At 73.1% G+C, this 26,013-nt stretch carries 18 protein-coding genes and 1 pseudogene; 6 read left to right on the top strand and 13 right to left on the bottom strand.

The features are described from left to right. Positions 1–2,289: a beta-glucosidase family protein gene (locus tag R8Z57_RS13350; RefSeq protein WP_318354277.1), complete on the top strand. Its 2,289-nt coding sequence runs from the start codon at positions 1–3 to the stop codon at positions 2,287–2,289. A 193-nt stretch (positions 2,290–2,482) separates the two neighbouring features. On the opposite strand, the gene R8Z57_RS13345 is transcribed toward R8Z57_RS13350, so the two are convergent. The 4 genes from R8Z57_RS13345 to R8Z57_RS13330 are packed head-to-tail and all read right to left on the bottom strand — an operon-like array spanning position 2,483 to position 6,973. Beyond that, on the bottom strand, positions 2,483–3,994 hold the full coding sequence (locus R8Z57_RS13345) for an alpha-N-arabinofuranosidase (protein WP_318354276.1): 1,512 nt from the start codon (positions 3,992–3,994) through the stop codon (positions 2,483–2,485). Next, a complete protein-coding gene (locus tag R8Z57_RS13340) occupies positions 3,991–5,085 on the bottom strand; it encodes a Gfo/Idh/MocA family oxidoreductase (RefSeq protein ID WP_318354275.1) in 1,095 nt (364 codons plus the stop codon). Before R8Z57_RS13340 ends, R8Z57_RS13345 begins: the two co-directional genes overlap by 4 nt. Further along, positions 5,082–5,774, bottom strand: a complete 693-nt coding sequence (locus R8Z57_RS13335) for a ThuA domain-containing protein (protein WP_318354274.1) — start codon at positions 5,772–5,774, stop codon at positions 5,082–5,084. The genes R8Z57_RS13340 and R8Z57_RS13335 overlap by 4 nt, the downstream gene beginning before the upstream one ends. Further along, the gene (locus R8Z57_RS13330) at positions 5,771–6,973 is read right to left on the bottom strand and encodes a Gfo/Idh/MocA family oxidoreductase (RefSeq protein ID WP_318354273.1); all 1,203 of its coding nucleotides are present in this window, start codon (positions 6,971–6,973) and stop codon (positions 5,771–5,773) included. The genes R8Z57_RS13335 and R8Z57_RS13330 overlap by 4 nt, the downstream gene beginning before the upstream one ends. Before the next feature lie 91 nt (positions 6,974–7,064). Between R8Z57_RS13330 and R8Z57_RS13325 the strand changes: the two genes are divergently transcribed. The 3 genes and pseudogenes from R8Z57_RS13325 to R8Z57_RS13315 all read left to right on the top strand — a co-directional run. After that, positions 7,065–8,201 carry a LacI family DNA-binding transcriptional regulator gene (locus R8Z57_RS13325; RefSeq protein ID WP_318354272.1) on the top strand — a complete coding sequence of 379 codons (1,137 nt, stop codon included), beginning with the start codon at positions 7,065–7,067 and terminating at the stop codon, positions 8,199–8,201. 208 nt (positions 8,202–8,409) lie between these two features. Then, on the top strand, positions 8,410–9,825 hold the full coding sequence (locus R8Z57_RS13320; RefSeq protein ID WP_318354271.1) for an aspartate aminotransferase family protein: 1,416 nt from the start codon (positions 8,410–8,412) through the stop codon (positions 9,823–9,825). Positions 9,826–9,862: 37 nt separating this feature from the next. Further along, a pseudogene (locus R8Z57_RS13315) lies at positions 9,863–10,165 on the top strand (hypothetical protein); the annotation flags it as partial. A gap of 153 nt (positions 10,166–10,318) precedes the next feature. On the opposite strand, the gene R8Z57_RS13310 reads toward R8Z57_RS13315, so the two are convergent. Together R8Z57_RS13310 and R8Z57_RS13305 are read right to left on the bottom strand one after the other, a co-directional pair. Then, complete coding sequence (locus R8Z57_RS13310; RefSeq protein ID WP_318354270.1) at positions 10,319–10,639, bottom strand: ATP-dependent DNA ligase; 321 nt, start codon at positions 10,637–10,639, stop codon at positions 10,319–10,321. A 21-nt stretch (positions 10,640–10,660) separates the two neighbouring features. Next, on the bottom strand, positions 10,661–11,236 hold the full coding sequence (locus R8Z57_RS13305; RefSeq protein WP_318354269.1) for a helix-turn-helix domain-containing protein: 576 nt from the start codon (positions 11,234–11,236) through the stop codon (positions 10,661–10,663). Between the two features lie 126 nt (positions 11,237–11,362). Here R8Z57_RS13305 and R8Z57_RS13300 point away from each other — a divergent pair, with 126 nt between their 5' ends. Further along, positions 11,363–12,403, top strand: coding sequence for an SDR family NAD(P)-dependent oxidoreductase (locus R8Z57_RS13300; RefSeq protein ID WP_318354268.1), 1,041 nt, complete (start codon positions 11,363–11,365; stop codon positions 12,401–12,403). A gap of 68 nt (positions 12,404–12,471) precedes the next feature. Here R8Z57_RS13300 and R8Z57_RS13295 read toward each other — a convergent pair whose 3' ends face one another. The 6 genes from R8Z57_RS13295 to R8Z57_RS13270 all read right to left on the bottom strand — a co-directional run bounded on the left by R8Z57_RS13295 (position 12,472) and on the right by R8Z57_RS13270 (position 21,752). Further along, positions 12,472–14,031: an SLC13 family permease gene (locus R8Z57_RS13295; RefSeq protein ID WP_318354267.1), complete on the bottom strand. Its 1,560-nt coding sequence runs from the start codon at positions 14,029–14,031 to the stop codon at positions 12,472–12,474. A 375-nt stretch (positions 14,032–14,406) separates the two neighbouring features. Then, entirely contained in the window at positions 14,407–16,530 is a 2,124-nt protein-coding gene (locus R8Z57_RS13290) for an NAD(P)-binding protein (RefSeq protein WP_318354266.1), read from the bottom strand. Positions 16,531–17,613: 1,083 nt separating this feature from the next. Then, positions 17,614–18,774, bottom strand: a complete 1,161-nt coding sequence (locus R8Z57_RS13285) for a cystathionine gamma-synthase (RefSeq protein ID WP_318354265.1) — start codon at positions 18,772–18,774, stop codon at positions 17,614–17,616. Continuing rightward, positions 18,771–19,886 carry a pyridoxal-phosphate dependent enzyme gene (locus tag R8Z57_RS13280; protein WP_318354264.1) on the bottom strand — a complete coding sequence of 372 codons (1,116 nt, stop codon included), beginning with the start codon at positions 19,884–19,886 and terminating at the stop codon, positions 18,771–18,773. The genes R8Z57_RS13285 and R8Z57_RS13280 overlap by 4 nt, the downstream gene beginning before the upstream one ends. Before the next feature lie 183 nt (positions 19,887–20,069). Further along, positions 20,070–20,540 (bottom strand): helix-turn-helix domain-containing protein, encoded by a 471-nt coding sequence (locus R8Z57_RS13275; RefSeq protein WP_318354263.1) that lies wholly within the window; start codon positions 20,538–20,540, stop codon positions 20,070–20,072. Between the two features lie 351 nt (positions 20,541–20,891). Next, positions 20,892–21,752: a sulfurtransferase gene (locus R8Z57_RS13270; RefSeq protein WP_318354262.1), complete on the bottom strand. Its 861-nt coding sequence runs from the start codon at positions 21,750–21,752 to the stop codon at positions 20,892–20,894. Between the two features lie 182 nt (positions 21,753–21,934). Here R8Z57_RS13270 and R8Z57_RS13265 point away from each other — a divergent pair, with 182 nt between their 5' ends. Beyond that, positions 21,935–22,579, top strand: a complete 645-nt coding sequence (locus R8Z57_RS13265; RefSeq protein ID WP_318354261.1) for a PT domain-containing protein — start codon at positions 21,935–21,937, stop codon at positions 22,577–22,579. Positions 22,580–22,799: 220 nt separating this feature from the next. Here the strand turns inward: R8Z57_RS13265 and R8Z57_RS13260 are convergent, their stop codons facing one another. Further along, the gene (locus R8Z57_RS13260) at positions 22,800–24,908 is read right to left on the bottom strand and encodes a RecQ family ATP-dependent DNA helicase (protein ID WP_318354260.1); all 2,109 of its coding nucleotides are present in this window, start codon (positions 24,906–24,908) and stop codon (positions 22,800–22,802) included. Positions 24,909–26,013 lie beyond the last annotated feature (1,105 nt).

Here is a 26,013-nt window from a genome sequence, read left to right as displayed (position 1 = left end):
ATGGAACTGCCCGCGGCGTCGGAGCGGGTGCGCTCCCTCCATGCGCGGATGACGATCGATGAGAAGCTCGCCCAGCTGGTGGGGTACTGGGTCGATCAGGGTGACGAGGTGGTCGCGCCGATGGCTGGTGAGATGGTCACCTCCACGCGGTACGAGGATGCCACCAGCCACGGCATCGGCCACCTCACACGCGTGTACGGAACCCGCCCCGTCGATCCGGTCGAGCGGGCGGCGTGGCTGTGGGCGGAGCAGCGGCGCCTTCGCGAGGACACCCGGCTCGGCATCCCGGCCATCGTGCACGAGGAGTGCCTCACGGGTCTCGCCGCCTGGAAGGCCGCGACGCTGCCGACGCCGCTCGCCTGGGGCGCCGCGTTCGACCCGGAGCTCACCGAGCGGATCGGCGCCGCCATCGGCCGCACGATGGGGACGCTCGGCATCCACCAGGGGCTGGCTCCCGTGCTCGACGTCGTGACGGACCCACGGTGGGGCCGGGTCGACGAGTGCATCGCCGAAGACCCCTACGTCGTCGGCACGATCGGCACCGCCTACGTGCGCGGCCTGCAATCGGCGGGGGTCCACGCGACGCTCAAGCACTTCGCGGGCTATTCGGCGTCGCAGGCCGGGCGCAACCACGCACCGGTGCATATGGGCGGACGACGGCTGCGCGACGTGATCCTCCCGCCGTTCGAGATGGCGGTGCGCGACGGCGGCGTGCGCTCGGTGATGAACTCGTACGCCGAGATCGACGGCGTGCCGGTGGCCTCGAATCCCGAGCTGCTGACCGGCGTGCTGCGCGAGGAGTGGGGCTTCGACGGGACCGTGGTCGCCGACTACTTCTCGGTCGCATTCCTGCACGCCCTCCACGGCGTCGCCGCCGACCTCGGCGAGGCGGCGGTGCTGGCGCTGCGGGCGGGGATCGATATCGAGCTGCCCACCGGCGACGCGTTCGTGGCGCCGCTGCGCGACCGGCTGGAGGAGCACCCGGAGGAGGTGGCGCTCGTCGACCGCGCCGTGCTGCGCGTGCTCGCGCAGAAGGAGGAGCTCGGACTGCTCGACGCCGACTTCCGGACCCCGCCGACCGCGGTCGAGCTGGACGGACCCGAGTTGCGCGCGCTCGCGCGCCGGGCCGCGGAGGAGTCGCTGGTGCTGCTCAGCAACGACGGCGTGCTGCCCCTCGCCGGCCCGCGCCGCATCGCCGTCATCGGCCCCAACGCCGGTGCGGCCGAGTCGCTCATGGGCTGCTACTCGTTCGCCAACCACGTCCTGGCGCATCACCCGGGCACCCCGCTCGGCTTCGAGATCCCGACGATCGCCGAGTCGCTGCGCAGCCGGTTCGCGAACGCCGAGTTCGTCGCCGAGCGGGGATGCGACGTCGAGGATCCCGATCCGCGCGGCATCGCCGACGCGGCCCGCGCCGCCGCCTCCGCGGAGGTCGCGGTGGTGGTGGTCGGCGATCGGGCGGGCCTGTTCGGTCGCGGAACGGTGGGTGAGGGCAACGACGTCGACGACCTCGAGCTGCCCGGTGCCCAGCGCCGGCTCGTCGAGGAGGTCGTCGCCACCGGCACGCCGACCGTCGTGGTCGTCGTCTCCGGTCGGCCGTACGCGATCGGGTGGATGCTCGAGGGGCCGTCGGCCGCCGGCGCGGTCGTGCAGGCGTTCTTCCCCGGCGAGGAGGGGGGCCCCGCGGTCGCCCGCCTGCTCGCCGGTGATGCGGAGCCGTCCGGGCGTCTGCCGGTGTCGCTTCCCCGCTCGGCGGGAGCGCAGCCGTACACGTACCTGCACCCGGTCCTCGGCGGACCGACCGAGATCACGAGCGCCGACAACACCCCCGCGCTCCCCTTCGGACACGGTCTGACGTACACGACGTTCGCGCGCGAAGAGCTGTCGGCGACGGATGCCGCCACCGACGGCTCCGTCACCGCCAGGGTCCGTCTGTCGAACGCCGGCGCGCGCGCCGGTACCGATGTGGTGCAGCTGTACGCGCGGGACGTCTTCGCGTCGGTCACCCGTCCCGTCGCGCAGCTACTCGCCTACCAGCGCGTCGCGCTCGGGCCCGGCGAGACGGCGACAGTCGAGTTCACGGTGCCCGCGTCGCGACTGGCGTTCACCGGGCGCGACGGCCGGCGCATCGTCGAGCCCGGCGCGATCGAGCTCTGGGTCGGCCCCTCGTGCGCCGAGCGTGAGACCGAGACCCGCATCGAGCTCACCGGCCCGGTGCACGCGGTCACCGCCGAGGACGCGCGCGTCGCCACCGCGACGGTCTCGATCGAGGCGCCCGCCGCCGTCTGAGGCGCCGACGCGTTTCGTCTCGCTTCGCTCGCTCAACGACCGGAGGCCTGTGCCCCGGTCGTTGAGCGAGCGAGCGCAGCGACCGGAGGCCCGGCCCCGGTCGTTGAGCGAGGGAGCGCAGCGACCGAGACGAAGCGCCCGCGACCGGCGCACGGCGGCGCGGGCGCCTCAGCTCGGCAAACGGGTGCCTGGGCTACGCGAGCTCGAGCTCCACCGTCGCGAACGAGTGCGGGGGCAGGGTCACCGACAGCACCCCGGAATCCAGCGACGTCTCCAGCGCCACCGGCGCGACGGCGTCCGGCGTGTCGGGAGTGTTGTGGGCTGCGGCATCCGTCCCCGTGAGCACGCGGGCACGACGGACCGCGGCGTCACGGCCGCGGAGGTCGACGCGCACCTCGAGCGCCGCGTCGAGCGACAGGTTCGACAGCGACACGAGCGCCGTGGCGCCGTCGCCGGCGACTGAGGCCGACACCGACAGCCCGGGCACGTCGTCGGCCACGGCGGGCGACGACAGCACGTGGGCGGCGAGCGCGGTGGCGTCGTGGTGGCCGCGGTTCATCTCGAACACGTGGTACGTCGGCGTCAGCACCATCGCGCCGTCGTCGTCGGTCAGGATCATCGCCTGCAGCACGTTGAGCGTCTGCGCGATGTTCGCCATCTTCAGGCGCCCCGCGTGCCGGTGGAACGCGTCGAAGTGCACGGCCGCCACGAGCGCGTCGCGCACGGTGTTCTGCTGGAACAGGAAGCCGGGATTGGTGCCCGGCTCGACGTTCCACCACGTGCCCCACTCGTCGAGGATGAGCCCCACCTTGCGGTCGGGGTCGTAGGAGTCCATGACGGCCTCGTGCCGGCGGATCACCCGTTCCACATCCAGCGCCTTGCGCATGGTGCCGTAGAACTCGTCCTCGGTGAACTGCGTCGCCGACTCGGTGTTGATGCCCGATCCGGCGTGCGAGTAGTAGTGGAACGACACCCCCTGGAACACCGGCGTCGGGTTCGAGCCGCAGGTGAGGCATCCGAGCGATTCCATGAGCGCGCGCGTCCAGGTGATGTCGTCGTCCGACGCGCCGGCGGCGATGCGGTACAGCTCATTGCCGCCGTGGTTGCGGCAGAAGGTGCCGTAGCGGCGCGCCTCGAGGGCGTACTGCTCGGCCGTCATGTTGCCGCCGCATCCCCACGCCTCGTTCCCGATGCCCCAGAACGGCACCCTCCACGGTTCGTCGCGCCCGTTCTCGCGGCGCAGGCGCGCCATCGGGCTGTCGCCGTCGCGGGTGAGGTACTCCACCCACTCGCTCATCTCCCGCACCGTGCCGCTGCCGACGTTGCCGTTCACGTACGCGTCGGCACCCAGCAGGTCGCACAGGTCCATGAACTCGTGCGTGCCGAAGTGGTTGTTCTCGACGACGTCGCCCCAGTGGGTGTTCACCATCGTCGGGCGGGTCTCGCGCGGGCCGATGCCGTCGCGCCAGTGGTAGTCGTCGGCGAAGCACCCGCCCGGCCAGCGGAGGTTCGGGATGCCGAGAGCCCGCAGCGCCTCGACGACGTCGGAGCGGATGCCGCGGACGTTCGGGATCGCGGAGTCCTCGCCCACCCAGAACCCGCCGTAGATGCAGCGGCCGAGGTGCTCGGCGAAGTGCCCGTAGAGGTGGCGGCTGATGACGTCACCGGGGACGTCGAGGTCGATGACGGCGCGGGCCGTGGTCACAGGTTCCTCCAGGTGGATGCGGGGGTGAGCGGGACGAGCGGGGGACGATCGACGGTGGTGCGCAGCGGCTCGCGGACGCCCGACGCCGACGAGACGGCGAGCGCGGTCATGATCTCGAGCGCGTGCAGGGCCAGTGCACCGCTGGCCCGTGCGGGCCCGGCGATGAAGTCGAGGAGCCCCACGCCGCGACTCGAGTCGAGGTAGCCCGCCGAGGGCTCGAGCGTCTGCCACTCGCCGCCGGCCGGATGCAGCTGCACATCGCCGTCGAAGTGATTCGGGTCGGGCACGAGCAGCGAGCCCTCGATGCCGTGCACCTCGATGGGGGCCGCGGTCGAGCGGACCCCGTCGAAGCTCATGGTCACCGTCGAGATCGCCCCCGATCCGTGGTGCAGGATGCCGGTGAGGTGCGTGTCGACCTCGACGCCGATGCGCTCGCCGGCCCGCGGCCCCGAGCCGATCACGCGCTCATCGCGCGAGCGGGAAGCGGCGCCCGACACGTGCGTGACAGGTCCGAGCAGCTGCACGAGCGACGAGACGTAGTACGGCCCCATGTCGAGCAGCGGCCCACCGCCCTCGCGGTAGTAGAAGTCGGGCTGCGGATGCCACGACTCGTGGCCCGCCGAGACCCACGTCGCAGACGCCGACACGGGGCGGCCGATGCGTCCCTCGTCGATCGCGGCGCGCGCGGTCTGCACACCGGTTCCGAGCACCGTGTCGGGCGCACTCCCGACGCGGACGCCCGCGGCGGTGGCGGCATCCATCACCCGCTCCGCGTCGGCGAGGGTCGCGGCGAGCGGCTTCTCGCCGTACACGTCCTTGCCGTGGGCGATGGCGCCGAGCGCGACATCGGCGTGCGCGGCGGGGATCGTCAGGTTCAGCACCGTGCCGACGCCGGGGTCGGCGAGCAGCTCGTCGGTGGTCACGGCGCGACAGCCCGGGATGGCGTCCGCGGCGGCCTGCGCCCGCGAAGCGTCCAGGTCGGCGACGGCGGCGACCCGCACGCCGGACGCGACGAGGAGGGTGTCGAGGTACTGGCGCGAGATCACGCCCAACCCGACGATGCCGATGTCGTTCACCGTGCCGCGCGTCATCGCGCTGCCCAGAGGAGGCCGCGCTCGATGATGGTGCGGACGTTGTCGTCCTGGAGCACGTCGAGGCTGTGGCCAGGTGTCGAGACGAAGACGCGCCCCTGCCCCCAGTCGCGCGTCCACACCGCCGGCGAGACGATCGGGCGGTGCCACGGGTGGTACGGCTGGACGGGGTGGGTGGTGGTCGCCAGCACGTCGATGAGGTCGTCGTGCAGCACCCAGTACTGCTCGGTGCGCAGCGCGAAGTCGCCGAGGCCCGCGGTGATGTCGTGCGCGCGGCCGAGCTCGGTGATCTCGACGGTGTAGTCGAGGTAGTTGTCGGTCTGGTCGCCGTGCACCTCGTCGGGGTGCTTGGAGGGGTGGGTCGCGAACTGCCCTCCCACGAGCTGGAGGTAGTCCGAGCTGGCGCGGAACGAGTCGGCGATGCCGCCGTGCCAGCCCGCCAGCCCGGTGCCGGCGGCGACCGCCTCGCGCAGGCCGCGGACGGCCTCGTGAGAGGCCCGCGACATCGTCACGCACTGCACGACGAGGTCGGTGGCGGCCATCCGGTCGGCGTCGGCGTAGACCTCCGGGTCGTCCTCGACCGTGACGTCGAAGCCGCTGTCGCGGAGGAACGGAAGGAAGAGGTCGGTCGCCTCGATCGGATGGTGGCCGTCCCATCCGCCGCGGACGACGAGGGCGGTGCGGGTCATGAGGAGATCCCTTCGGGGTCGGCGGCGGCTGCTGCCACCGGCGTGAAGATGCTGTCGTGCGCGGCGCTCTGCTCGACGGCGGCGAGCACGCGCTGTACCTGCAGCGCGTCGGCGAAGCTCGGCGACGGCGGGATCTCTCCCGCGACGGCGCGCACGAAGTCGACGGCCTGGTGCGTGAAGAGGTGTTCGTAGCCCAGTCCGTGGCCGGCCGGCCACCACGCTCCGGCATACGGATGCCGCGCCTCGGTGACCTGCACCCGCCGGAAGCCCTGCGCGGCATCGGCGGCGGCGTCGTACACCTCGAGCTCGTTCATGCGCTCGAAGTCGAAGGCGATCGAGCCGCGGTCGCCGTTGATCTCGATGCGGTTCGCGTTGCGCCGGCCCGTGGCCATGCGGGTCGCCTCGAAGACGCCGAGCGCGCCGCCGGCGAAGCGTGCGGTGAAGGCGGCGGCGTCGTCGACGCTCACGGGCAGCCGGTCGGACGTGTCGGCCGCGACGCCGCCGAGCCCCTCGACCGCCGAGCGCCGGGGCCGCGACGTGACGAAGGTGCGGACCGTCGCGGAGACCGCCGCGATGTCCTGCCCGGTCAGCCACTGCGCGGTGTCGATGCTGTGCGCTCCGATGTCGCCGAGCGCGCCGGATCCCGCCCGGTCGCGGTCGAGCCGCCAGGTGTGCGGCGAGTCCGGATCGCTCAGCCAGTCCTGCAGATACTGGGCCCGCACGTGGCGGATCTCCCCCACACGTCCGTCGGCGATGAGCTCGCGCGCAAGAGCCAGCGCCGGCGTGCGCCGGTAGCTGAATCCGCACATCGCGATTCCGGACGCGCGGGACGCGGCATCCGTCATCTCCTGCGCCTGGGCGACCGTGTTCGCCAGCGGCTTCTCGCACAGGACGTGCTTGCCGGCGGCGAGCGCCGCGAGCGCGATCTCGGCGTGCGTGTCGCCCGGCGTGCAGATGTCGACCGCGTCGATGTCGTCGCGCGAGATCGCCTCGCGCCAGTCGACGGAGTGCTCGTTCCAGCCCCAGCGGGCCGCGGACTCGGCCGTGGCGTCGGGGCGGCGGCCGACCAGCAGCGCGGGCTCGGGAGCCAGCGGCAGGTCGAAGAACCGGGGAGCCGTGCGCCACGCCTGCGTGTGCATGCGGCCCATGAAGCCGGTGCCGATCAGCGCGATCCGCAGCGGCGATGTCGTCGTCGTCATCGTGGTGGCCCTTTCCGCCAGAGACGATGCCATCGCCCTCGGCACGGGTCGAGGATGTTGCGCAAAACCTCGCCGTCGTCGACAGTGAGGTGTGCGCGATTCCGGGAACACCCCCGCCGGCGACCTGCCGGAGGGGGCTGTGTCGGCGCTGAGGCCCGGGCCGGCGCCGGGCCCGAGCGCCAGGCCGGGGTGGGCGCCCGAGCCGGCCCTGCCCGCCGAGCTGCCCGCGAGCGCCGCGCGCGTGACGCTCGGCGCCGTCGCCGCGGCGGCGCAGGTCAGTGTGGCGACCGCGTCCCGGGCGCTCAGCGGCCGCGGGGATCTGTCGGCGACGACGCGTCGCCGAGTGCTCGCCGTGGCGCGCACCCTCGGATACACACGCGATCCCGCCGTCGGAGGTCGCCCGCCCGGCTCGGCGCGGCTCATCGACCTCGTGCTCGGCTGGTACCACAACGCGTACTCGGACGAGGTGACGGCGGGCGCCCGCAGCGCCGCGGCGGCGGCTGGCTACGACCTCGTTCTCACGGAGGAGCGCGACACCCCCGACGACGACTGGCCGATGCGCATCCGCCGGCGCGGGTCGGCCGGGGTGGTGCTGGGGCTGATCTCGCCGACGGCATCGCAGCTGGCGGCGCTCGACGACGCTGCGATCCCGGTCGTGCTCATGGACCCGCAGGCCGAGACCTCGCGCGGGCTCACGAGCGTGCGCTCGACCGATCACGAGGGCGGCGTCGCCGCGGCGATGCACCTCACGGCGCGTGGCGCGACGCGGTTCGCGATCATGCTGGGCTCACCGCCGTACCGCTACGGCCGGGCCCGCAACGCCGGGTTCCGCGAGGGGCTGCGGCTCGCCCGCCCGGGCGCCGAGCTCGTCGCGCTGCAGGCCGACTGGGGTGCGGCAGCCGCCCGCGAGGCCGCGGTGCCGCTGCTGCGCGGTCTCGGCGAGGGTGAGCGGCTCGGGGTGTTCGCGTGCTCGGACGAGATGGCGGCCGGCGTGTACGCGGCCGCGATCGCCACTGGGCGCCGCATCCCCGACGATGTGCTCGTCGTCGGGTTCGACGACCTCCGCGGGGCGCGCTGGCTGACGCCGCCCCTCACGACGGTGCGCCAGCCCATCCGCGAGATGGCGGCCGCCGCCGTGACGGCACTGGCCGATGCCGCCGCCGGGGCCGCGCTCCCGCCCTCGCCGATCGTGCTCCCGACCACCCTCATCGAGCGCGGCTCGACCTGACCCGGGGCCCCACCTCCCCCTGCTCCCCCGTCACGAAACACCGGATCACTCGACACTTCGCGACAGGCGAGCGGAGGGACGACGGATGCCGCGAAGCCCGGTGCGCCGGACGGTCCGGTGCCCGCGGCATCCGAACCGGACGAAACGTCGCAACCGCCCGCGCGGGCGGCGCGAGTAGCGTGGGAGCACGTCCGACGGAAGGCCTTTCATGTCCACCACCGCGCAATCCGTGACCCAGCGCCCCGCTCGCAGCGACGCCGAGCTGCAGCAGATGGCCAAGGACCACCTCTGGATGCACTTCGCCCGCCAGTCGGTGATGACCGAGGGTCCGGGCGTCCCGATCATCGTCAAGGGCGAGGGCCACCACATCTGGGACTCGCAGGGCAAGCAGTACATCGACGGGCTCGCCGGCCTGTTCGTCGTCGCCGCCGGCCATGGGCGCCGGCGCCTGGCCGAGGTGGCCGCCAAGCAGGCGGAAGAGCTCGCCTTCTTCCCGATCTGGTCGTACGCGCACCCGGCCGCGATCGAGCTCGCCGATCGTCTGGCCGACTACGCGCCCGGCGACCTCAACAAGGTCTTCTTCTCGACCGGCGGCGGCGAGGCCGTCGAGACCGCCTTCAAGCTGGCGAAGTACTACTGGAAGATCCAGGGCAAGCCGACCAAGCATAAGGTCATCTCGCGCTCGGTGGCCTACCACGGCACGCCGCAGGGCGCGCTCGCGATCACCGGCATCCCCGCGATGAAGTCGATGTTCGAGCCCGTGACCCCGGGCGGCTTCCGCGTGCCCAACACCAACTTCTACCGCGCGGGCGACATGGGCGCGCCGACCGGCAGCGTCGAGGAGTTCGGCGTGTGGGCGGCCGACCGCATCGAGGAGATGATCCAGTTCGAGGGTCCTGACACGGTGGCCGCCGTCTTCCTCGAGCCGGTGCAGAACTCCGGCGGCTGCTTCCCGCCTCCTCCCGGGTACTTCCAGCGGGTGCGCGAGATCTGCGACAAGTACGACGTGCTGCTCGTGTCGGATGAGGTCATCTGCGCCTTCGGCCGCATCGGCCACATGTTCGCCTGCGACGCATACGGCTACGTGCCCGACATGATCACGTGCGCGAAGGCGATGACCAGCGGCTACTCCCCCATCGGTGCCACCATCGTGAGCGACCGCATCTATGAGCCCTTCGCCACGGGCGACCGCGCGTTCTACCACGGGTACACCTTCGGCGGTCACCCGGTGTCGGCGGCGGTCGCACTGGAGAACCTCGACATCTTCGAGGAGGAGGGCCTCAACGAGCGGGTGCGCGAGTACTCGCCGGTCTTCCGGTCGACGCTCGAGAAGCTCACCGACCTGCCGATCGTCGGCGACGTCCGCGGCGACGGCTACTTCTTCGGCATCGAGCTCGTGAAAGACAAGGCGACGAAGGAGACGTTCGACGACGACGAGTCCGAGCGTCTGCTGCGCGGCTTCCTGTCGAAGGCGCTGTTCGACGCCGGCCTCTACTGCCGCGCCGACGACCGGGGCGACCCCGTCATCCAGCTCGCCCCGCCGCTCACGATCGGGCCGAAGGAGTTCGACGAGATCGAGCAGATCCTCCGCAGCGTCCTGACCGAGGCGTGGTCGAGACTCTGAACCCCGCAACCGCGGGCCCAGGGGTTATGGTGGGCGCGTGGGCACCATCTACTACGGCGGCAGCGCGATGCCGATCCACATCGAGGACCGCGCGCTCGCGCACCTGAAGGTCGTCATCGCGACCAAGCTGCGTCGTGACGAGAGCTTCACGGTGTCGTGGAAGCACCCCGACGACCAGCCGCGGGGGCGCAGCACGATCTGGCTGCACCCGTCCATTCCGCTGCGCTTCGTCTTCGACGACCCCGAGCCGGCCGAACTCAGCCGCGACTGGATCGAGGAGCTCGCCAACTCCGCGAGCTCGACCGGCGGCATCATGCTCGTCGCCGAGCACTTCGACACCGGGCCGGTTCCGACCGCCGCCGGTGTCGGGGCTGGCGAGGGCGATGGTCGCGACGTCACGCTCGGCAACGTCGACGTCGAGAGCCTCGACGTCGAGCGCCTCACCGTCGCCGGCACCGAAGTGAGCCCCGACGACATCGGCTCGTCCTGACGGTCAGATCTCGGCGGGCTCGCGCTCGTCGGCGTCGGGCTCGGGGACGATGGTCAGCCCGTTCGGTCCGCTCGCGGCGAGCATGAGCTCCTCGACCCATCGACGGTTGATGCGCGGGAGACGGCTGCCGAAGAAGTGGAACTGGATCGGCACGGCGGGATGGATCCAGAAGCTGCGTCGACCGCTGCCGTCGCCGATCTCGATGTCGAACATGAAGGGTTCGGACCGGCGCAGCTTGTTCATGATGACGATGCGCAGATGAGCCAGCGTGCGATCCTCGATGTCCACCGAGTTGGCGTTGGTGTCGTAGATGAACCTGCCCATGGCAGGAGCATAATCGGGGCGTCACCTGGGGGCGAAGGCCGCAGCGAAGAGTGCTCGCGCGCGGCGTGCCGCGGCCGCACGATGCGCCGGCTGCGCGCGTGCCAGCTCGGTCGCCAGCATCCCCGCCGCCATCGTGACATCGTCCGCTTCGAGGTGGGCGCCGACGCGGCCCGCCTGGCGATCGCGTGCGACCAGACGCTCGACGAGGGCGTGGAACCGGGCGCCCAGGGTGGCGATGCGCGCGTCGGAGAGGTCGGCGGTGATGAGCTCGATGAGGGCGGTCGAGACCACCGCCTGGTCCACGACGCGGTCGAGCAGGTCGTCGACGGTGCGGTCGGGCTCTGACGTGTAGTCCTCGAGCTCGCGCACGTTGTCTTCGAAGACGGCGACCGCGAGCGCGGTGCGGTCGGGGAAGTGGCGGTAGAGACTGCCCTGCCCGACGCCGGCGCGTTTGGCGACCGCGCTGAACGGCGCGGTGAGGCCGCCTTCGGCGTAGACCTCGCGGGCGGCGGCGATGAGCGCACGCCGGTTGTCGGCGGCAGCAGCGGGCCCGCGATTCGGGCGGGGGTTCGCACGGGGGGATGCGGTGCTCGGCACGGGTGTAGCCTAATACCGGACACAGATGTCCGGTAGGAGCTGCCCGAAGCAACCCCCTCGTTCCCGGACCCGCTGCCCCGCGCCACCCGGCGCGCACTGCCGCATCGCACGAAGAAAGGGACACCCATGAGCACCACCACTCCCCTCACCGGGGCATCCACCATCCAGAGCTGGCTCGACGACCCCGCCGGCGGTGCGGCGCTGCGCGGGCTCCTCGCTCAGGGCGGGCAGAGCGCCGACGCGCTCTCACCCATCGCGGGCCTGCCGATCAGCAACCTCGTCGCCATGAGCGGCGGCGCCTTCCCGCAGGCGGCGCTCGATGCGCTGGTCGCGCAGGTGAACCCCGACGGCGTCCCCACCGAGACGGATGCCGCTGCCGCCGCTGCTGCGGCGACTCCGGCCTCCGAGTGGGCCGAGAAGATCACCGCCGGCCGCTTCACCGGCCAGACCGTCATCGTGACCGGCGCCGGCTCGGGCATCGGACGCGCCACCGCGTCGCGCGTCGCCCGGGAAGGCGGCCGCGTCATCGCGGTCGACGTCAGCCAGGACCGGCTCGACGAGTTCGTCGCGGCGCACGACGGCGCCGACGTCGTGGCCCTGACAGCCGACATCACCGACGACGCCGGGGTCGCCCGCATCGTCGAGGCGGCCGGCGAGCGGATCCACGGCCTCGCCAACATCGCCGGGATCATGGACGACATGACGCCGGTCGGCGACGTCACCGACGAGGTCTGGGACCGTGTCTTCCGCGTGAACGTGACCGGAACCATGAAGCTCATGCGCGCCGTCATCCCGGCCATGCTCGCGCAGGGCGGCGGCTCGATCGTCAACACCTCGTCCGAGGCATCCCTCCGCGGCTCCGCCGCCGGCGCCGCCTACACGGCGTCCAAGCACGCGGTCGTCGGACTGACGAAGTCCAGCGCGTTCATGTACGGCCCGAGCGGCATCCGCGTGAACGCGGTGGCGCCCGGCGCGGTGATCACCAACATCGAGGCGAAGTTCAACTCGCCGCTCGGCGCCGACCGCGTGCGCACCGGCATGGCGGTCATGGTCCCGCCGGTCACCCCGGATCGCCTGGCCGCGTCGATCACCTTCCTGCTGAGCGACGACGGCGTGAACGTCAACGGGCAGAACCTCGCGAGCGACGGCGGCTGGTCGGCTGCCTGATCCGTGGCGGATGGACGGATGCCGCGCCCCGGCCGCCTGCGCCGGGGCACGGCATCCGTCATTCCGTTCTAGAAGGGCCAGATGAGCGGGACGTAGAAGACCGCGAGGGCGAGGAAGAACAGCACGAGCGGCAGTCCGAGCTTCCAGTAGTCGCCGAAACGGTAGCCGCCCGGCTCCATCACCATGAGGTTCGCGGGCGTCGCGATCGGCGTGAGGAACGCGGCCGCCCCCGCCACCGTGAGCGCCATCATGAAGGGCTGCACCGACAGGCTGAGCGCCTGCGAGACCGAGATCGCGATGGGCGCCACGATGAGCACCGTCGCGGTGTTGCTGATGAGCTGACCGAGCACGACGGTGAGTCCGCACAGGGCGAGCAGGGCGACATGCGGTCCCGCGTCACCCAGCACCGACAGCATCCCCTCCGCGACGAGGTCGGCCGTTCCGGTGGCGATGAAGGCCGTCGACAGCGGGATCATCCCGGCGATGAGCACGACCGTGGTCCACGAGATCGAGTGGTACGCCTGGGTCACGGTGACGGTGCGGGTCAGCACCAGTGCGCACGCGGCGAGGAGGGCCGCGACCGCCGGCGGCACCAGGCCGGTGGCGAGGAGCACGATCATCGCGAGCAGGATGCCGATCGCCCGCTTGGCTCCGCGTCCGAGCGGAACCGAGCGCCGCAGCTGCGCCGGATCGTCGACCACGAGCACGCCGGGGTCGCTCGCACGTCGCGAGAGGTCGTCCCACGTGCCCTGCAGCAGCAGCGCGTCGCCGGCCTGCACCTCGAACTCGATCCCCTTCAGCTGCTCGTCGCCGCGGCGGGCGCCCAGCACGACGAGATCGCCGTCCGGCGTCGTCATGCCGGCGCACACGCGCGCTCCGATCAACGGCGAGCGCGGTGCGACCACCACCTCGGTGACACCGGTGTTCGGGCCGAGGATCGTGGCGGTGTCGAGCGTCAGCGCGTACTGCTGCCGCAGCAGCCGTGCGTGCCGTACGAGGTCGATGGGCATGAGCGCGCCCTTGCGCTCGGGCACGAGCCGGCCGCCGACGAGCAGGATCGCGATCGTGCCGAGCACGACGGGCACGCCCACCAGCGCGAACTCGAAGTACCCGAACTCGCGGCCGCCCGCGTTCGCGGCGAACTCCGACACCAGGATGTTGACAGGCGTGCCCGTGAGCAGCAGGAGCGATCCGGCCGAGGCGGCGAAGGCCAGCGGCAGCAGCAGCTTCGACGACGCGATGCCGGCACGCGCGGCCACCACGACCACGAGCGGCAGCAGGGCGGCCACGGCGCCGTTGATGCTGATGAGCGCCGTCAGCCCCGCCACGAGCAGCGCGACCACGACCACGAGCGTGGAGCGCTTCGTGCCCGCCCGCCCGATCACCCGCTGCCCCGCCCACGCGGTGACACCCGTGGCGTCGAGCGACTCACTCACCACGAACAGCGCGGCGATGAACAGCACCGTCGGATCGCCGAACCCGGCCAGTGCCTCGGGCAGCGTCAACACTCCGGTGAAGAAGAGGGCGAGCGCGACGCCGATCGCGACGACGCCGATCGGCACGCGGTTGCTCACGAATGCGACGACCGCGAGCACCAGGATGACGAGCGTTGCGGCGACGGGGTCCACGCGCCCAGCGTAGCCACCGCCCTGCGCCCGGCGGTGCCCGCCGGTGTGGCCGCAGCGCGCTGCGACAGGTCAACCTCGCCATGTCAGGGGCGATCTGCGCCTCAGGCTCCTGCGCAAGCCCGGTTGACCTGTGGACGCGGGGGGACGGATGCCGCGGCCCGGGGCCGGGGCGGAGCAGCGACCTCCGCAGCGCCACGGGTTGCGACGCGGGCCGGTCCGCCCACCCGGGCCGGCTGGCGGGGAGCTTGAACAGGAGAACAGCGCCACGACAGGAGGGAGATCGGACTTCGGCACCTGCACAAGCCCGGTTGACCTGCGGAAGCGGAAGGACGGATGCCGCGGCCCTGCCCGGCCCCGCCCACCCCGGCCGGGCGGTCAGCCGCGCAGGTTCGCGAGGCCGGCGACGTCGTACGCGAGCTCCACGGCCTCGAAGATCGCGGCGTCGATCGTGCGGGGCGCGAACGCGTCGCCGATCATCACGACGCGGGGGACGGATGCCGCAGCCCCCGCGCCCGCGGAGACCGCAGAGGTCTCGCCGGCCGTGGCGCCGGCAACCGGCGCCGTGCGCAGCGCGGCGGTCGAGGCATCCATCACCGTCGTCAAGCCCGGCACCCCGACGGACGCACGCGGTTCGACCGCCACCACGGCGTCGACCCCCTCGAGCGTCGCCGGCTCGCCGGTCAGCGAGTCGCGCACGACGACCTCACCCCCGCCGACACGCTCGACACGCGCGCTCGTGCGACGGCGGAATCCGCGGTGCGCGCCGAGCCGTTCGAGCAGCAGCGGCCGGTCGTATCCGGCGCCGATGTGCGGGAACACCGTCTCGAACGGCGTCACGAGCTCGAGCTCGTCCAGGTGCGGCAGCAGGGTGAGCACGATGCCCGCCGCGTACGCCGTGCCGTCGGCGTCGACGACCGCGATGCGGCGCCCCAGCGAGGAGGGGGCGGATGCCGCGGCGAATGCGTCGACCGTGCCCTCGGTCGGGAAGCCGCCGGCGTAGGCCCCGCCGAGCGCGAGCGAGGTGCCCGCCGGGGCGGTCGCACCGGTCGCCACGACGACGCCGTCGGCGTGCTCCGCGCGGACCAGCGCCTCGGTCGCCTCGACCCCGAGCCGCACGTCGACGCCCGCGACAGCGAGGTCGCGCACGAGGTCGTCGACCAGCAGCCCGACGCTCTCGCGGCCGGGCACGCGACGCGCCAGGCGCAGCTGGCCGCCCAGCTCGTCCGCCTTCTCGATCAGGGTCACGCCGTGGCCGTCCGAGGCCAGTTCCACCGCGGCCCGCATGCCCGCCGGTCCCCCTCCGACGACAACCCACCGTTGCGGGGCTACCGCGCGGGCGCGCTCGCCGCGCTCGAGCTCACGCCCCGCGAGGGGATTGACCGTGCACGACATCGCAAGGCCGCGGCTGCCGCGGCCGAGGCATCCCTGGTTCAAACGGATGCAGTGACGGATGCCGCTTCCCGCGGCGTCCGCGGCCTCCCGCCCGATGAGCTTGCGGCCGAGATCCGGGTCGGCGATCTGCGCACGCGTGAGGGCCACCATGTCGGCGATGCCGTCGCGCACCACCTCCTCGGCCTGCTCCACCGACAGCGCCGCGCCGACGCCGAAGACGGGGACATCGGGATCCGCCGTCTTGACCGCCGCGACGTCGTCGCGCAGCCACGCGTACGGCATCGGCGACGACGGGAAGACGTAGTGCACGTTGTGGTACCCGCCGGCGGCGAGGTCGAGGAAGTCGATGCGGGCCTCGCCGCGCAGCCGGGCGATGATCTCGCGCATGCCGGCGCCGTCGATGCCGTCGGGGTGGAACTCGTTCGCGACGATGCGGATGCCGACCGTGAAGTCGTCGCCCACCCGCGAGCGGACCGCGCGCAGCACCTCGCGCGGGAACCGGGTGCGCCCCTCGAGATCGCCGCCGTATCCGTCGGTGCGGGCGTTGTAGAGGGGCGAGAGGAACTGGTGCAGCAGGTACCCGTGCGCCATGTGGATCTCGACGCCGTCGAACCCGCCATCGCGGGCATGCGCGGCCGACAGCGCCCACCCCTCGACGAGGGCGGCGATGTCGGCGGCGTCCATCTCGCGTGTCGCGTGCGCGGTCGACGGTGAGAGTATGCGCGACGGGGCATACACCGCCCGCGGCCCGTCGGGCCCGTCGGGCTGCGCCTGCGCACCGTGGTGGTTCAGCTGCACGAAGATCCTCGCGCCGGCGTCATGCACGGCATCGGTCATCGCGCGGGCGGCCGCGACGCCCTCCGGGCGGTACGCGTCCTCGAAGCCCCGGATCGACCCGGTCGGGTGCACGAAGTGGTTGCCCGCGACGAACAGCCCGCAGCCGCCCTCGGCGCGGCGCACGTAGTAGGCGGTCTCACGCTCGGACTCCACACGGTCGGAGTATTGCTTCGAGTGCGCGGTCTGCATGACGCGGTTGGGCACGGTGACGGCGCCGATCCGCAGCGGCTCCGCGAGGACGGATGGACGGATGCCGGAGCTCGCGGTCATGCCTCCGAGCCTACGACTCGAGCGCCCCGCGCCGACCTGCCCCGGCCCCGGCCTCCGGTCGTTGAGCGAGCGAGGCGAAACGCCCCGCCGCCCCGGGCTCGCCACCGGGGGCCTCAACAGGCAAACAGCACGACGACAGGAGACGAATCGGACTTCGCCTCCTGCAGAAGCCCGGTTCACCTGTGGAAACCGGATGCCGCAGCCCCGGCCCGGCGCCCGGTGCCCGCCGCCCGCCTGCCCCGGCCTCCGGTCGTTGAGCGAGCGAGGCGAAACGCCCCGCCGCCCCGGGCTCGCCACCGGGGGCCTCAACAGGCAAACAGCCCGACGACAGGAGACGAATCGGACTTCGCCTCCTGCAGAAGCCCGGTTCACCTGTGGAAACCGGATGCCGCAGCCCCGACCCGGCGCCCGGTGCCCGCCGCCCGCCTGCCCCGGCCTCCGGTCGTTGAGCGAGCGAGGAACGAGCGAGACGAAACGCCCCGCCCGCCCGGGGTCGCCACCGGGGAGCTTCAACAGGTAAACAGCGCCACGACAGGAGAGGAATCGGACTTCGCCTCCTGCAGAAGCCCGGTTCACCTGTGGAAACCGGGATGCCGCAGCCCCAACCCGGCGCCCGGCACCCGGCGCCCGGTGCCCACCAAGCCCGGCGCCCGGTGCCCGCCGCCCGCCCGCCCGCCCGCCCGCCCCGCGCCCTCAGCCTCCGGTCGTTGAGCGAGCGAGGAACGAGCGAGACGAAACGCCCCGCCCGCCCGGGGTCGCCACCTGGGAGCTTCAACAGGTAAACAGCGCCACTACAGGAGAGGAGTCGGACTTCGCCTCCTGCAGAAGCCCGGTTCACCTGTGGAAACCGGGATGCCGCAGCCCCAACCCGGCGCCCGGCACCCGGCGCCCGGTGCCCACCAAGCCCGGCGCCCGGTGCCCGCCGCCCGCCCGCCCGCCCGCCCGCCCCGCGCCCTCAGCCTCCGGTCGTTGAGCGAGCGAGGAACGAGCGAGACGAAACGCCCCGCACCCGGCGGCTGCGTCGGTGTCGGCGCCGGCGCGGCTACCCGCGGCAGGCCCGCCGACCCGCCACATCGAGGCCGATCAGAGTCCGGTCAGGGCGTGGTCGAGGTCGGCGATGAGGTCGACGACGGATTCGATGCCGACCGAGAGCCGCACCACCTCCGGCGGGACAGCGAGCTCGGTGCCCCGGACGGACGCGTGGGTCATCTCGTCGGGGTAGTTCATGAGCGACTCCACGCCGCCGAGCGACTCGGCGAGCTGGAACAGGCGCGTCGACTCGGCGAACCGGCGGGCGGCCGCGGCATCCGCCAGCGCCACCGAGACGATCCCGCCGAACCCGCTCATCTGCGCGGCCGCCAGCTCGTGACCCGGGTGCGCCGCGAGCCCGGGGTAGTAGACGCGCGCCACCGCGGCGTGGGCGTCGAGGAACTCGGCCACCGCCTGCGCGTTCTCGCTGTGCCGCTGCATGCGGAGGGCGAGCGTCTTGATGCCGCGCGTGGTCAGCCACGCGTCGAGCGGGCCCGACACCGCGCCCACCGCGAACTGCAGGAACTTCGCCTCGCCGTACAGCGCGTCGTCGTTCAGCACGAGGGCGCCGCCGACGACGTCGGAGTGGCCGCCCAGGTACTTGGTGGTCGAGTGCACCACGACGTCCGCGCCGAGCGCGAGCGGCTGCTGCAGCGCGGGTGACGCGAAGGTGTTGTCGACCACGACGAGCGCACCGGCCTCGTGCCCCAGGCGGGCGAGACCGGCGATGTCGGTGATGCGCAGCAGCGGATTGCTCGGCGTCTCCACCCACAGCACGCGCGCGGGCCGCTCCGCGAGCGCGGCACGCACCGCGTCGAGGTCGCTCATGTCGACCACACGCACGCCCACGCCCCAGGCTCCGAGCACGCGGGCGATGAGGCGGTACGTGCCGCCGTACACGTCGTTGCCGAGCAGCACCTCGTCGCCGGGCTTCAGCGCGGCGCGCAGGAGCGCATCTTCGGCGGCGAGACCCGACGCGAACGACAGCGCGTGGGCGCCGCCCTCGAGGGCCGCGAGCTGCGTCTCGAGCGCGGTGCGAGTGGGATTGCCGCTGCGTCCGTACTCGTACCCCTCGCGGAGCCCGCCGATGCCGTCCTGCGCGTACGTCGTCGAGAAGTGCACCGGGGGGATGACGGCGCCGGTGGTGGGGTCGAACGGCTGGCCGGCGTGCACCGCGCGGGTCTCGAAACCGGCGTGGCTCGTGGGCTCGGTCATTCGGATACTCCTTCGTCAGTGGTTCCGGATGCCGCGGCGCCGGGTCCTGCGCCGGGTGCGGGCGCCTCGTCTCCGCGGCTCGACTCGCCGGCTCGCTCGGCGACGGCGTTCTTCTCCCCCTCGACGACCTGGGGCACCGGCGCCTGCGCCGGATCCGTGACGTCGAAGCCGTGCTCGCGCATCCATCCGTCGTCGTAGAACCGGTGGAGGTAGCCACGGCCGTGATCGGGCAGCAGCACCACGACCACGGCGTCGGCGGGAAGATCGCGCGCCGTGCGCAGCGCAGCGACGACGGCCATGCCGCTCGAGCCGCCCACGAGGAGCCCTTCCTCCCGGGCGAGGCGGCGGGCCATCGCGAAGCTCTCGGCGTCGGGGATGCGGTGGATCTCGTCGGGCACAGAGGGGTCGTAGCTCCCGGGCCAGAAGTCCTCGCCCACGCCCTCGACCAGGTAGCCGTGCACCGGACCGCCGGAGTAGATCGATCCCTCCGGGTCGGCGCCGACCACACGGACCCGCCCGCCCGATGCCTCGTGCAGGTACCGCCCGGTGCCGCTGATCGTGCCGCCCGTGCCGATTCCGGCGACGAAGTGCGTCACGCGCCCGTCGGTGTCGCGCCAGATCTCGGGGCCGGTCGTCTCGTAGTGGCTGAGCGGGCCGTTGGGGTTCGCGAACTGATCGGGCTTGAACGCGCCCGGGATCTCGCGCACCAGCCGGTCCGACACGCTGTAGTACGACCGGGGATCGTCGGGTTCCACGCTCGTGTCGGTGACGACGACTTCGGCGCCATACGCACGCAGCACGTCGACCTTCGCCCCGGCGAACTTGTCGGGCACGACGAAGATCATCCGGTACCCGCGCTCGAGCGCGACGAGCGCGAGGCCGACGCCGGTGTTGCCGCTGGTCGGCTCGACGATGGTGCCGCCGGGCTTCAGAAGCCCGTCACGCTCCGCCTGGTCGATGATGCGTCGGGCGATACGGTCCTTGGCGGATCCGCCGGGGTTGAAGTACTCGACCTTCGCGAGCACCGTGGCGGCGAGGCCGTCGGTGACGCGGTTCAGCTGGACGAGGGGGGTGTTGCCGACGAGGTCGGCCACGCTCTGGGCGTAACGCACGATGAGTCCTGTGATGTTGCCACGCCGAAGCGCGGAGAGTTGTCGGGGGTCGCGGAGGTCTGCGTGAAGCGTGGCTTCAACAGCAGGGGCGACAACACCGACAGGTCAACACGGGCGCAAGTCTAAGCGCTTCCCGGTGACGGCGTCGAGCCTTCGTCGCGGAACGGATGCCGGCGCCCCGGCTCAGGCGGCCACTCGCGCCGACCGCGCATCCTGCGCCAGGCACGGCGGGCAGGCGTTGCGGGCGTCGATCAGCGTCCGTTCGAGCACGGCTACGGTCGTCGCCCCGCCGCGGATCGCGAGTGCGGCGAAACGCGGCATCCGCAGCGACTCGTACAGCAGCGGCAGCCGCAGGCCGAAGAACCGCTCGAGCTCGTCGACGCCGACGACCGGTGGCAGCACCCGCGTGAGCTCGTGCACGACGTCGGGTGCGGCATCCGCTCGCAGCATCCACGCCCGGCGACGCAGCTGGCGACGGAACTCGGCCTCGGGCACGAACCACCGGCTGCCGAGGCGGTAGCCCGGGAGGTCGCCTTGCACGAGGCGTCGCGTCAGGGTGGCCGGAGTGAGGCCCGCCAGCCGCGCGGCCGCCCCCACGCTGAGGAACGGCGAGGCGCCGCCGCCGCGGCGGGCGAGGGGTGCGTCGATGTTCACACCCTGCAAGACGCGCCTACGGCGATTTCCTGACGCGAGACGTGAGATTCGCTGCGGGTGCCGTGCCGCGCCGCTGCGACCCCGGCATTCGGCAAGTCACGCGCCGGCCGGCGCCGGCCGGCCAGCGGGACGGGCCAGGCACACCCGCCTCCGCGACGCGTCGGTCTGCGCGCCCGGCTGCCCACCGCGGATCTGCCCCGCCCGCGGGTGCGTTACGCGCCGGTGTGCGCGCCGGGCTGCCCGGTGGATCTGCCGTCCGCTACGCGTCGGTGTGCGCGCCTCGCTGCCGCCGGCTCGACGGCCCGGCTGCGCCCGGCTCGGGCACGACGGCGACGATGGGGAGGTGCTCGCTCAGACAGGCACCACGTCCAGCGAGGGCGCCGGACCCACGGCGGCGAGCCGGCCGCGCGAGCGCGACCACTGACTCCATGAGCCGGGGTACACGACGACGTCGATGCCGGCGAGCGCTCCGGCGAGCGCCGTGTGGGTCGCGGCGATGCCCGAGCCGCAGTAGGCCGCCACGGCGACGCCGTCGGCGGCCCCGGCCGCGGCGAACTGCGCGCGGATCTCGTCGGGCGAGCGGAACTTCCCGGCCTCGAGGTGGACGGTGGTCGGCAGGTTCACCGCACCGGGGATGTGCCCGCCGACGGGATCGAGCGGCTCGGAGTCGCCGCGGTACCGCTCGGGCGCGCGCACGTCGAGCAGCAGACCGTGGTCGGGCCACTCCTCGACGCCGTCGATGTCGGCGATGCCCTCCGTGATCTCGTCGAGCACGACATCGCCCGGCGGCCGGGGCAGCACGTCCCCCGTCTCGAGCGGCAGCCGCTCGGCGAGCCAGCCGCGCAGTCCTCCGTCGAGCACGCGCACGTCGCGGACGCCCGAGCGCGTGAGCACCCACCACGCGCGTGCCGCGGCGACCGAGTGGACGTCGTCGTACGCCACGACGGTATCGCCGTCGCGGATGCCCCAGCGGCGCGCGGCGGCCTGGAGCTGCGCGCGGGGAGGCAGCGGATGCCGCCCCTCACGCGGGTCGTCGCGGCGGGCCAGCTCGTGCTCGAGGTCGACGTACACCGCCCCCGGCAGATGGCCGTCGAGATAGTCGGGGCGACCCTCCGGCCGGTCGAGGCGCCACCGCACGTCGAGAAGGCGCGGTGGACGGCCGTCCCGGATGAGGCCGGCGAGCTCCGTGGGCGAGATGAGTGGGGAAGGCATGGGGTCATGCTGGCCGCGCGACGAGCGGGCGGGGAGGGAACGACGACACACACCGCGACACGGCGACACGCGGCGTCACACGGGGTCACGTGACGCGGCGCGAGGACCACGCGGATCGCGCGATGGCGCTTCGCCGTGAACACCCTACGATCGGGCCAGGACCCCACGAAGAGGAGATTCGGATGCCGCGACCCGCACCCGCTCGCCACCCCCGGGCACGCCGCATGCCGAGACTGGCGCGCGCGGTCGCCGGCGTCACGATCGTGCTCGGGGCGGCACTGCTCGGCGGCTGCGCCGACGGGTCCATCGCGATTCCGACGGCGCTGCCGACCGCCCTGCCGACGTCGCTTCCGAGCGGCTTGCCCACCGCGCTCCCCACCGGACTGCCGACCGCGCTCCCCACAGGACTGCCGACCCGGCCCGCGCCAGAGCCGACCGCCGAGCCGGAACCGACCTCGGCACCCGAGCCCGAGCCCGAGCCGACCGCAGCACCCGAACCCGAGCCCGAGCCGACGTCGGTGCCCGAGCCAGAGCCGACGTCGGCGCCCGAGCCGGAGCCGGAACCGACCGCCGCGCCCCAGCCCGAGCCCGAACGCACAGAGGTTCCTGTGGCGACTCCGACGGCGACCGTCACTCCGACCCCGACCGCCGAGCCGAGCGACACCCCGACGCCGTCACCCACGGTCACCGCCGACGCCGCCGACGCAGAGTCCGCCGCCTCGTCGTGGGTGCCCTGGGTGGTGGGGATCGGCATCGTCGTCGCGGGCGCGGTGACGTACCTCGTGGTCCGTCGTCCCCGCCCGAAGTCGCCTCCGCCCGCGGCCTGATCGAGCCCGAGGCCGTCCACCGCCCCGAGGCGTTTCGTCTCGGTCGCCGGCGCTCCCTCGCGCAACGACCGGAACCACGCCGCGCCCATCCGGGCGTTGAGCGAGCGCAGCGAGACGAAACGCACCACACCTGCACTCAACCGCCGGGACGTTTCGTCTCGGTCGCCTGCACTCCCTCGCTCAACGACTGGAACCCGCGTTCGCCCGAGGGATCGGCTGGTCAGCCGCGAAGCGCCAGGGCGAAGGGGAGCACGGCGGTGGCGCCGGCGCGGCGGAGTTCGCGGGCGGCGACGGTCAGCGTCCAGCCGCTGTCGACGCGGTCGTCGACCAGCAGCACCGGGCCCGGCGGCACGTCGAGACCCGCGGCCGAGAAGCGGCCCCACACCCCCGCCACCCGGAAGGCGCTGTTGCCGCCCGGCTGGCCCGTCGGGCCGCCGTCGACGAGGTCGAGGGTGCCGAGGAACGGCAGCCGCCCGATGCCCGCGATGCCGCGAGCCAGTGAGTCCACGAGCTGCGGCTTCGTGCGCGACGGCATCGCGGCGACGGCGACCGGGCGCTCGTCCCACCCCCACTCGGCCAGCACGCGCACGCACCCCGACAGCACGTTGGCGCTCAGGGGCGCGTCGGGGGCACCGGCGGCGAAGAGCTCGCGCAGGGTGCCGCCCCAGCCGAGGTCGGTCAGGCGTGCGAGCGCCCGCCCCTCACCCGCCTGCTCGTCGGCCGGGATCCGCCCCTTCACGGCGACGCCCAGGCGGTCGGCACCCGTCGGCCACTGGCGCCGGGGCTCGATCGGCACGCCGACGCGGTCGAGGGCGGCGGTGGCGGCATCCGTCGCGGTGTCGGCGATGGCGGTCGGGAACCACGCGCCCGCGCAGTTGTCGCATCGGCCGCAGGGCGCCGCGGTGTCGTCGTCGAGCGAGCGCTGCAGGAACTCCATGCGGCAGCCCGTCGACTCTTCGTACTCGATCATGTGCTGCTGCTCGGCCACCCGCTCGGCGGCGATGCGCCGGTAGCGGTCCTCGTCGTACGCCCACGGCTCGCCGGTCGACACCCACCCGCCGCGTACGCGCGCGACCGCGCCGTCGACGTCGAGCACCTTCAGCAGCAGCTCGAGCGGAGTGCGGCGGATGTCGACGATCGCCTCGAGCGCCGGCGTCGACAGCGGCCCAGCCGCTTCGGCAAGCGCCGCGAGCACCCGCTCCGCGCGCGCACGGTCGGGCATCGAGGCCGTGGCGAAGTAGTGCCAGATGTCGCGGTCTTCGGCGCCGGGGAGCAGCAGCACGTCGGCGGAGTCGGTGGCACGACCGGCGCGCCCGACCTGCTGGTAGTACGACACCGGCGACGACGGCGCACCGAGGTGCACGACGAAGCCGAGGTCGGGCTTGTCGAACCCCATGCCCAGGGCGCTGGTCGCCACGAGCGCCTTGACTCCGTTCGCCTTGAGGAGCGCCTCGGACTCCTCACGCTCGTCGGTGTCGGTCTGCCCGGTGTACGCGCGCACCTCGTACCCGCGCTCGCGCAGCAGTCGCGCGGTGTCGTGCGCGGCCGCGACGGTGAGGGTGTAGATGATGCCCGACCCGGGCAGATCCCCGAGATGACTGAGCAGCCATGCCAGCCGGCTCGGGGCGTTGGGCAGGCGGAGCACGCCCAGGCGCAGCGAGGCGCGCGCGAGCGGTCCGCGGATCGTGAGGACACCGGATGCCGCGGCCCCTGCATCCAGCTGCTCCGCGACATCGGCGACCACTCGACTGTTGGCGGTCGCGGTGGTCGCGAGCACCGGCACGCCGGCCGGCATCCGCCCGATGAGGTCGCGAAGGCGCCGGTAGTCGGGGCGGAAGTCGTGGCCCCAGTCGCTGATGCAGTGCGCCTCGTCGACGACGAGGAGTCCGATGCGCGCGACCAGCTGCGGCAGCTGCTCGTCTCGGAACGACGGATTGTTGAGACGCTCGGGCGAGACGAGCAGCACATCCACCTCATCGCGGTCGAGCTGCGCGAGCACGTCGCCCCACTCGTGGGCGTTCGTCGAGTCGATCTTGACGGCGCGCACGCCCGCCCGCGCCGCCGCCGCGATCTGGTCGCGCATCAGCGCGAGGAGCGGCGAGACCAGCACGGTCGGCCCCGCTCCGCGCCGCCGCAGCAGGAGGGTGGCCACGAAGTAGACCGCGGACTTTCCCCACCCGGTGCGCTGCACGACGAGCGCCCGCCGGCGATCGTCGACGAGCGCCTCGATCGCCTCGAACTGCCCCTCGTGGAAGTCGGCGTCGTCGCGACCGACGAGCGTGCGCAGCACCTCGAGGGCCTCGGTGCGGGTGGCGGTCGTCGCTGTCACGCCTTCCACCCTGCCTCATACCCCGGACACCCGTCCCGCCGCAGGCCATCGGTCCCGTGTCGTCGTCGCCCCGGCAGGTGAACCGGGCCTCTGCAGGAGCTCGAGGGGGCTCCCCCTCCTGCGGAAGCGCTGTTCGCCTGCGGAAGCGCGCGCGGAGATGCGCGGGGCTTCCCGCCGCAGGCCGTCGGTCCCGTGTCGTCGTCGCCCCGGCAGGTGAACCGGGCCTCTGCAGGAGCTCGAGGGGGCTCCCTCTCCTGCGGAAGCGCTGTTCGCCTGCGCAAGCGCGCGCGGAGATGCGCGGGGCTTCCCGCCGCAGGCCGTCGGCCCCGTGTCCCCACCGCCCAGGCAGGTGAACCGGGCGTCTGCAGGAGCTCGAGGGAGCTCCCTCTCCTGCGGAAGCGCTGTTCGCCTGCCGAAGCGCGCCGAAGAGCGCCAGAAGCCCCACCGCCCGGACAGCTGTGCGTGCTGTCGGTGTCGGCGCGAGGCGCGGCATCCGTCCCGACGCCCCGGCAGGTGAACCGGGCGTCTGCAGGAGCTCGAGGGAGCTCCCTCTCCTGCGGAAGCGCTGTTCGCCTGCCGAAGCACGCGGAGGAGCGCGGGGCTTCCCGCCGCAGGTCGTCGGCTCCGTGTCCTCAACGCCCGGGCAGGGGAACCGGGCCTCTACAGGAGCTCGCGGGGGCTTCCTCTCCTGCGCAGGCGCTGTTCGCCTGCCGAAGCGCGCCGAGGAGCGCCGGAAGCCCCGCCGCCCGGACAGCTGGGCGTGATGTCGGTGTCGGCGCGGGGCGCGGCATCCGTCCCGACGCCCCGGCAGGTGAACCGGGCCTCTACAGGAGCTCGCGGGGGCTTCCTCTCCTGCGTAGGCGTTGTTCGCCTGCCGAAGCGCGCCGAGGAGCGCCGGAAGCCCCGCCGCCCGGACAGCTGTGCGTGCTGTCGGTGTCGGCGCGGGGCGCGGCATCCGTCCCGACGCCCCGGCAGGTGAACCGGGCCTCTACAGGAGCTCGCGGAGGCTTCCCCTCCTACGGAAGCGCTGTTCGCCTGCCGAAGCACGCGGAAGAGCGCGGGGCTTCCCGCCGCAGGCCGTCGGGCGTGATGTCGGTGTGAGCGC

Origin of the sequence: Microbacterium sp. M3 (genome assembly GCF_033548675.1) — a bacterium.
GTDB lineage: Bacteria > Actinomycetota > Actinomycetes > Actinomycetales > Microbacteriaceae > Microbacterium > Microbacterium arthrosphaerae.
The sequence above is the reverse complement of the archived record's forward strand: the minus strand, read 5'-3'. Positions and strand labels throughout refer to the sequence as shown.

Bases quoted from the DNA above. Each gene is read 5' to 3' on its own strand.
- R8Z57_RS13350 (WP_318354277.1), top strand. From the start codon at position 1: ATGGAACTGCCCGCGGCGTCGGAGCGGGTGCGCTCCCTCCATGCGCGG.
- R8Z57_RS13340 (WP_318354275.1), bottom strand. From the start codon at position 5,085: ATGACGCGCGGCACGGTGAACGACATCGGCATCGTCGGGTTGGGCGTG.
- R8Z57_RS13335 (WP_318354274.1), bottom strand. From the start codon at position 5,774: ATGACCCGCACCGCCCTCGTCGTCCGCGGCGGATGGGACGGCCACCAT.
- R8Z57_RS13330 (WP_318354273.1), bottom strand. From the start codon at position 6,973: ATGACGACGACGACATCGCCGCTGCGGATCGCGCTGATCGGCACCGGC.
- R8Z57_RS13320 (WP_318354271.1), top strand. From the start codon at position 8,410: ATGTCCACCACCGCGCAATCCGTGACCCAGCGCCCCGCTCGCAGCGAC.
- R8Z57_RS13310 (WP_318354270.1), bottom strand. From the start codon at position 10,639: ATGGGCAGGTTCATCTACGACACCAACGCCAACTCGGTGGACATCGAG.
- R8Z57_RS13300 (WP_318354268.1), top strand. From the start codon at position 11,363: ATGAGCACCACCACTCCCCTCACCGGGGCATCCACCATCCAGAGCTGG.
- R8Z57_RS13290 (WP_318354266.1), bottom strand. From the start codon at position 16,530: ATGACCGCGAGCTCCGGCATCCGTCCATCCGTCCTCGCGGAGCCGCTG.
- R8Z57_RS13285 (WP_318354265.1), bottom strand. From the start codon at position 18,774: ATGACCGAGCCCACGAGCCACGCCGGTTTCGAGACCCGCGCGGTGCAC.
- R8Z57_RS13270 (WP_318354262.1), bottom strand. From the start codon at position 21,752: ATGCCTTCCCCACTCATCTCGCCCACGGAGCTCGCCGGCCTCATCCGG.
- R8Z57_RS13265 (WP_318354261.1), top strand. From the start codon at position 21,935: ATGCCGCGACCCGCACCCGCTCGCCACCCCCGGGCACGCCGCATGCCG.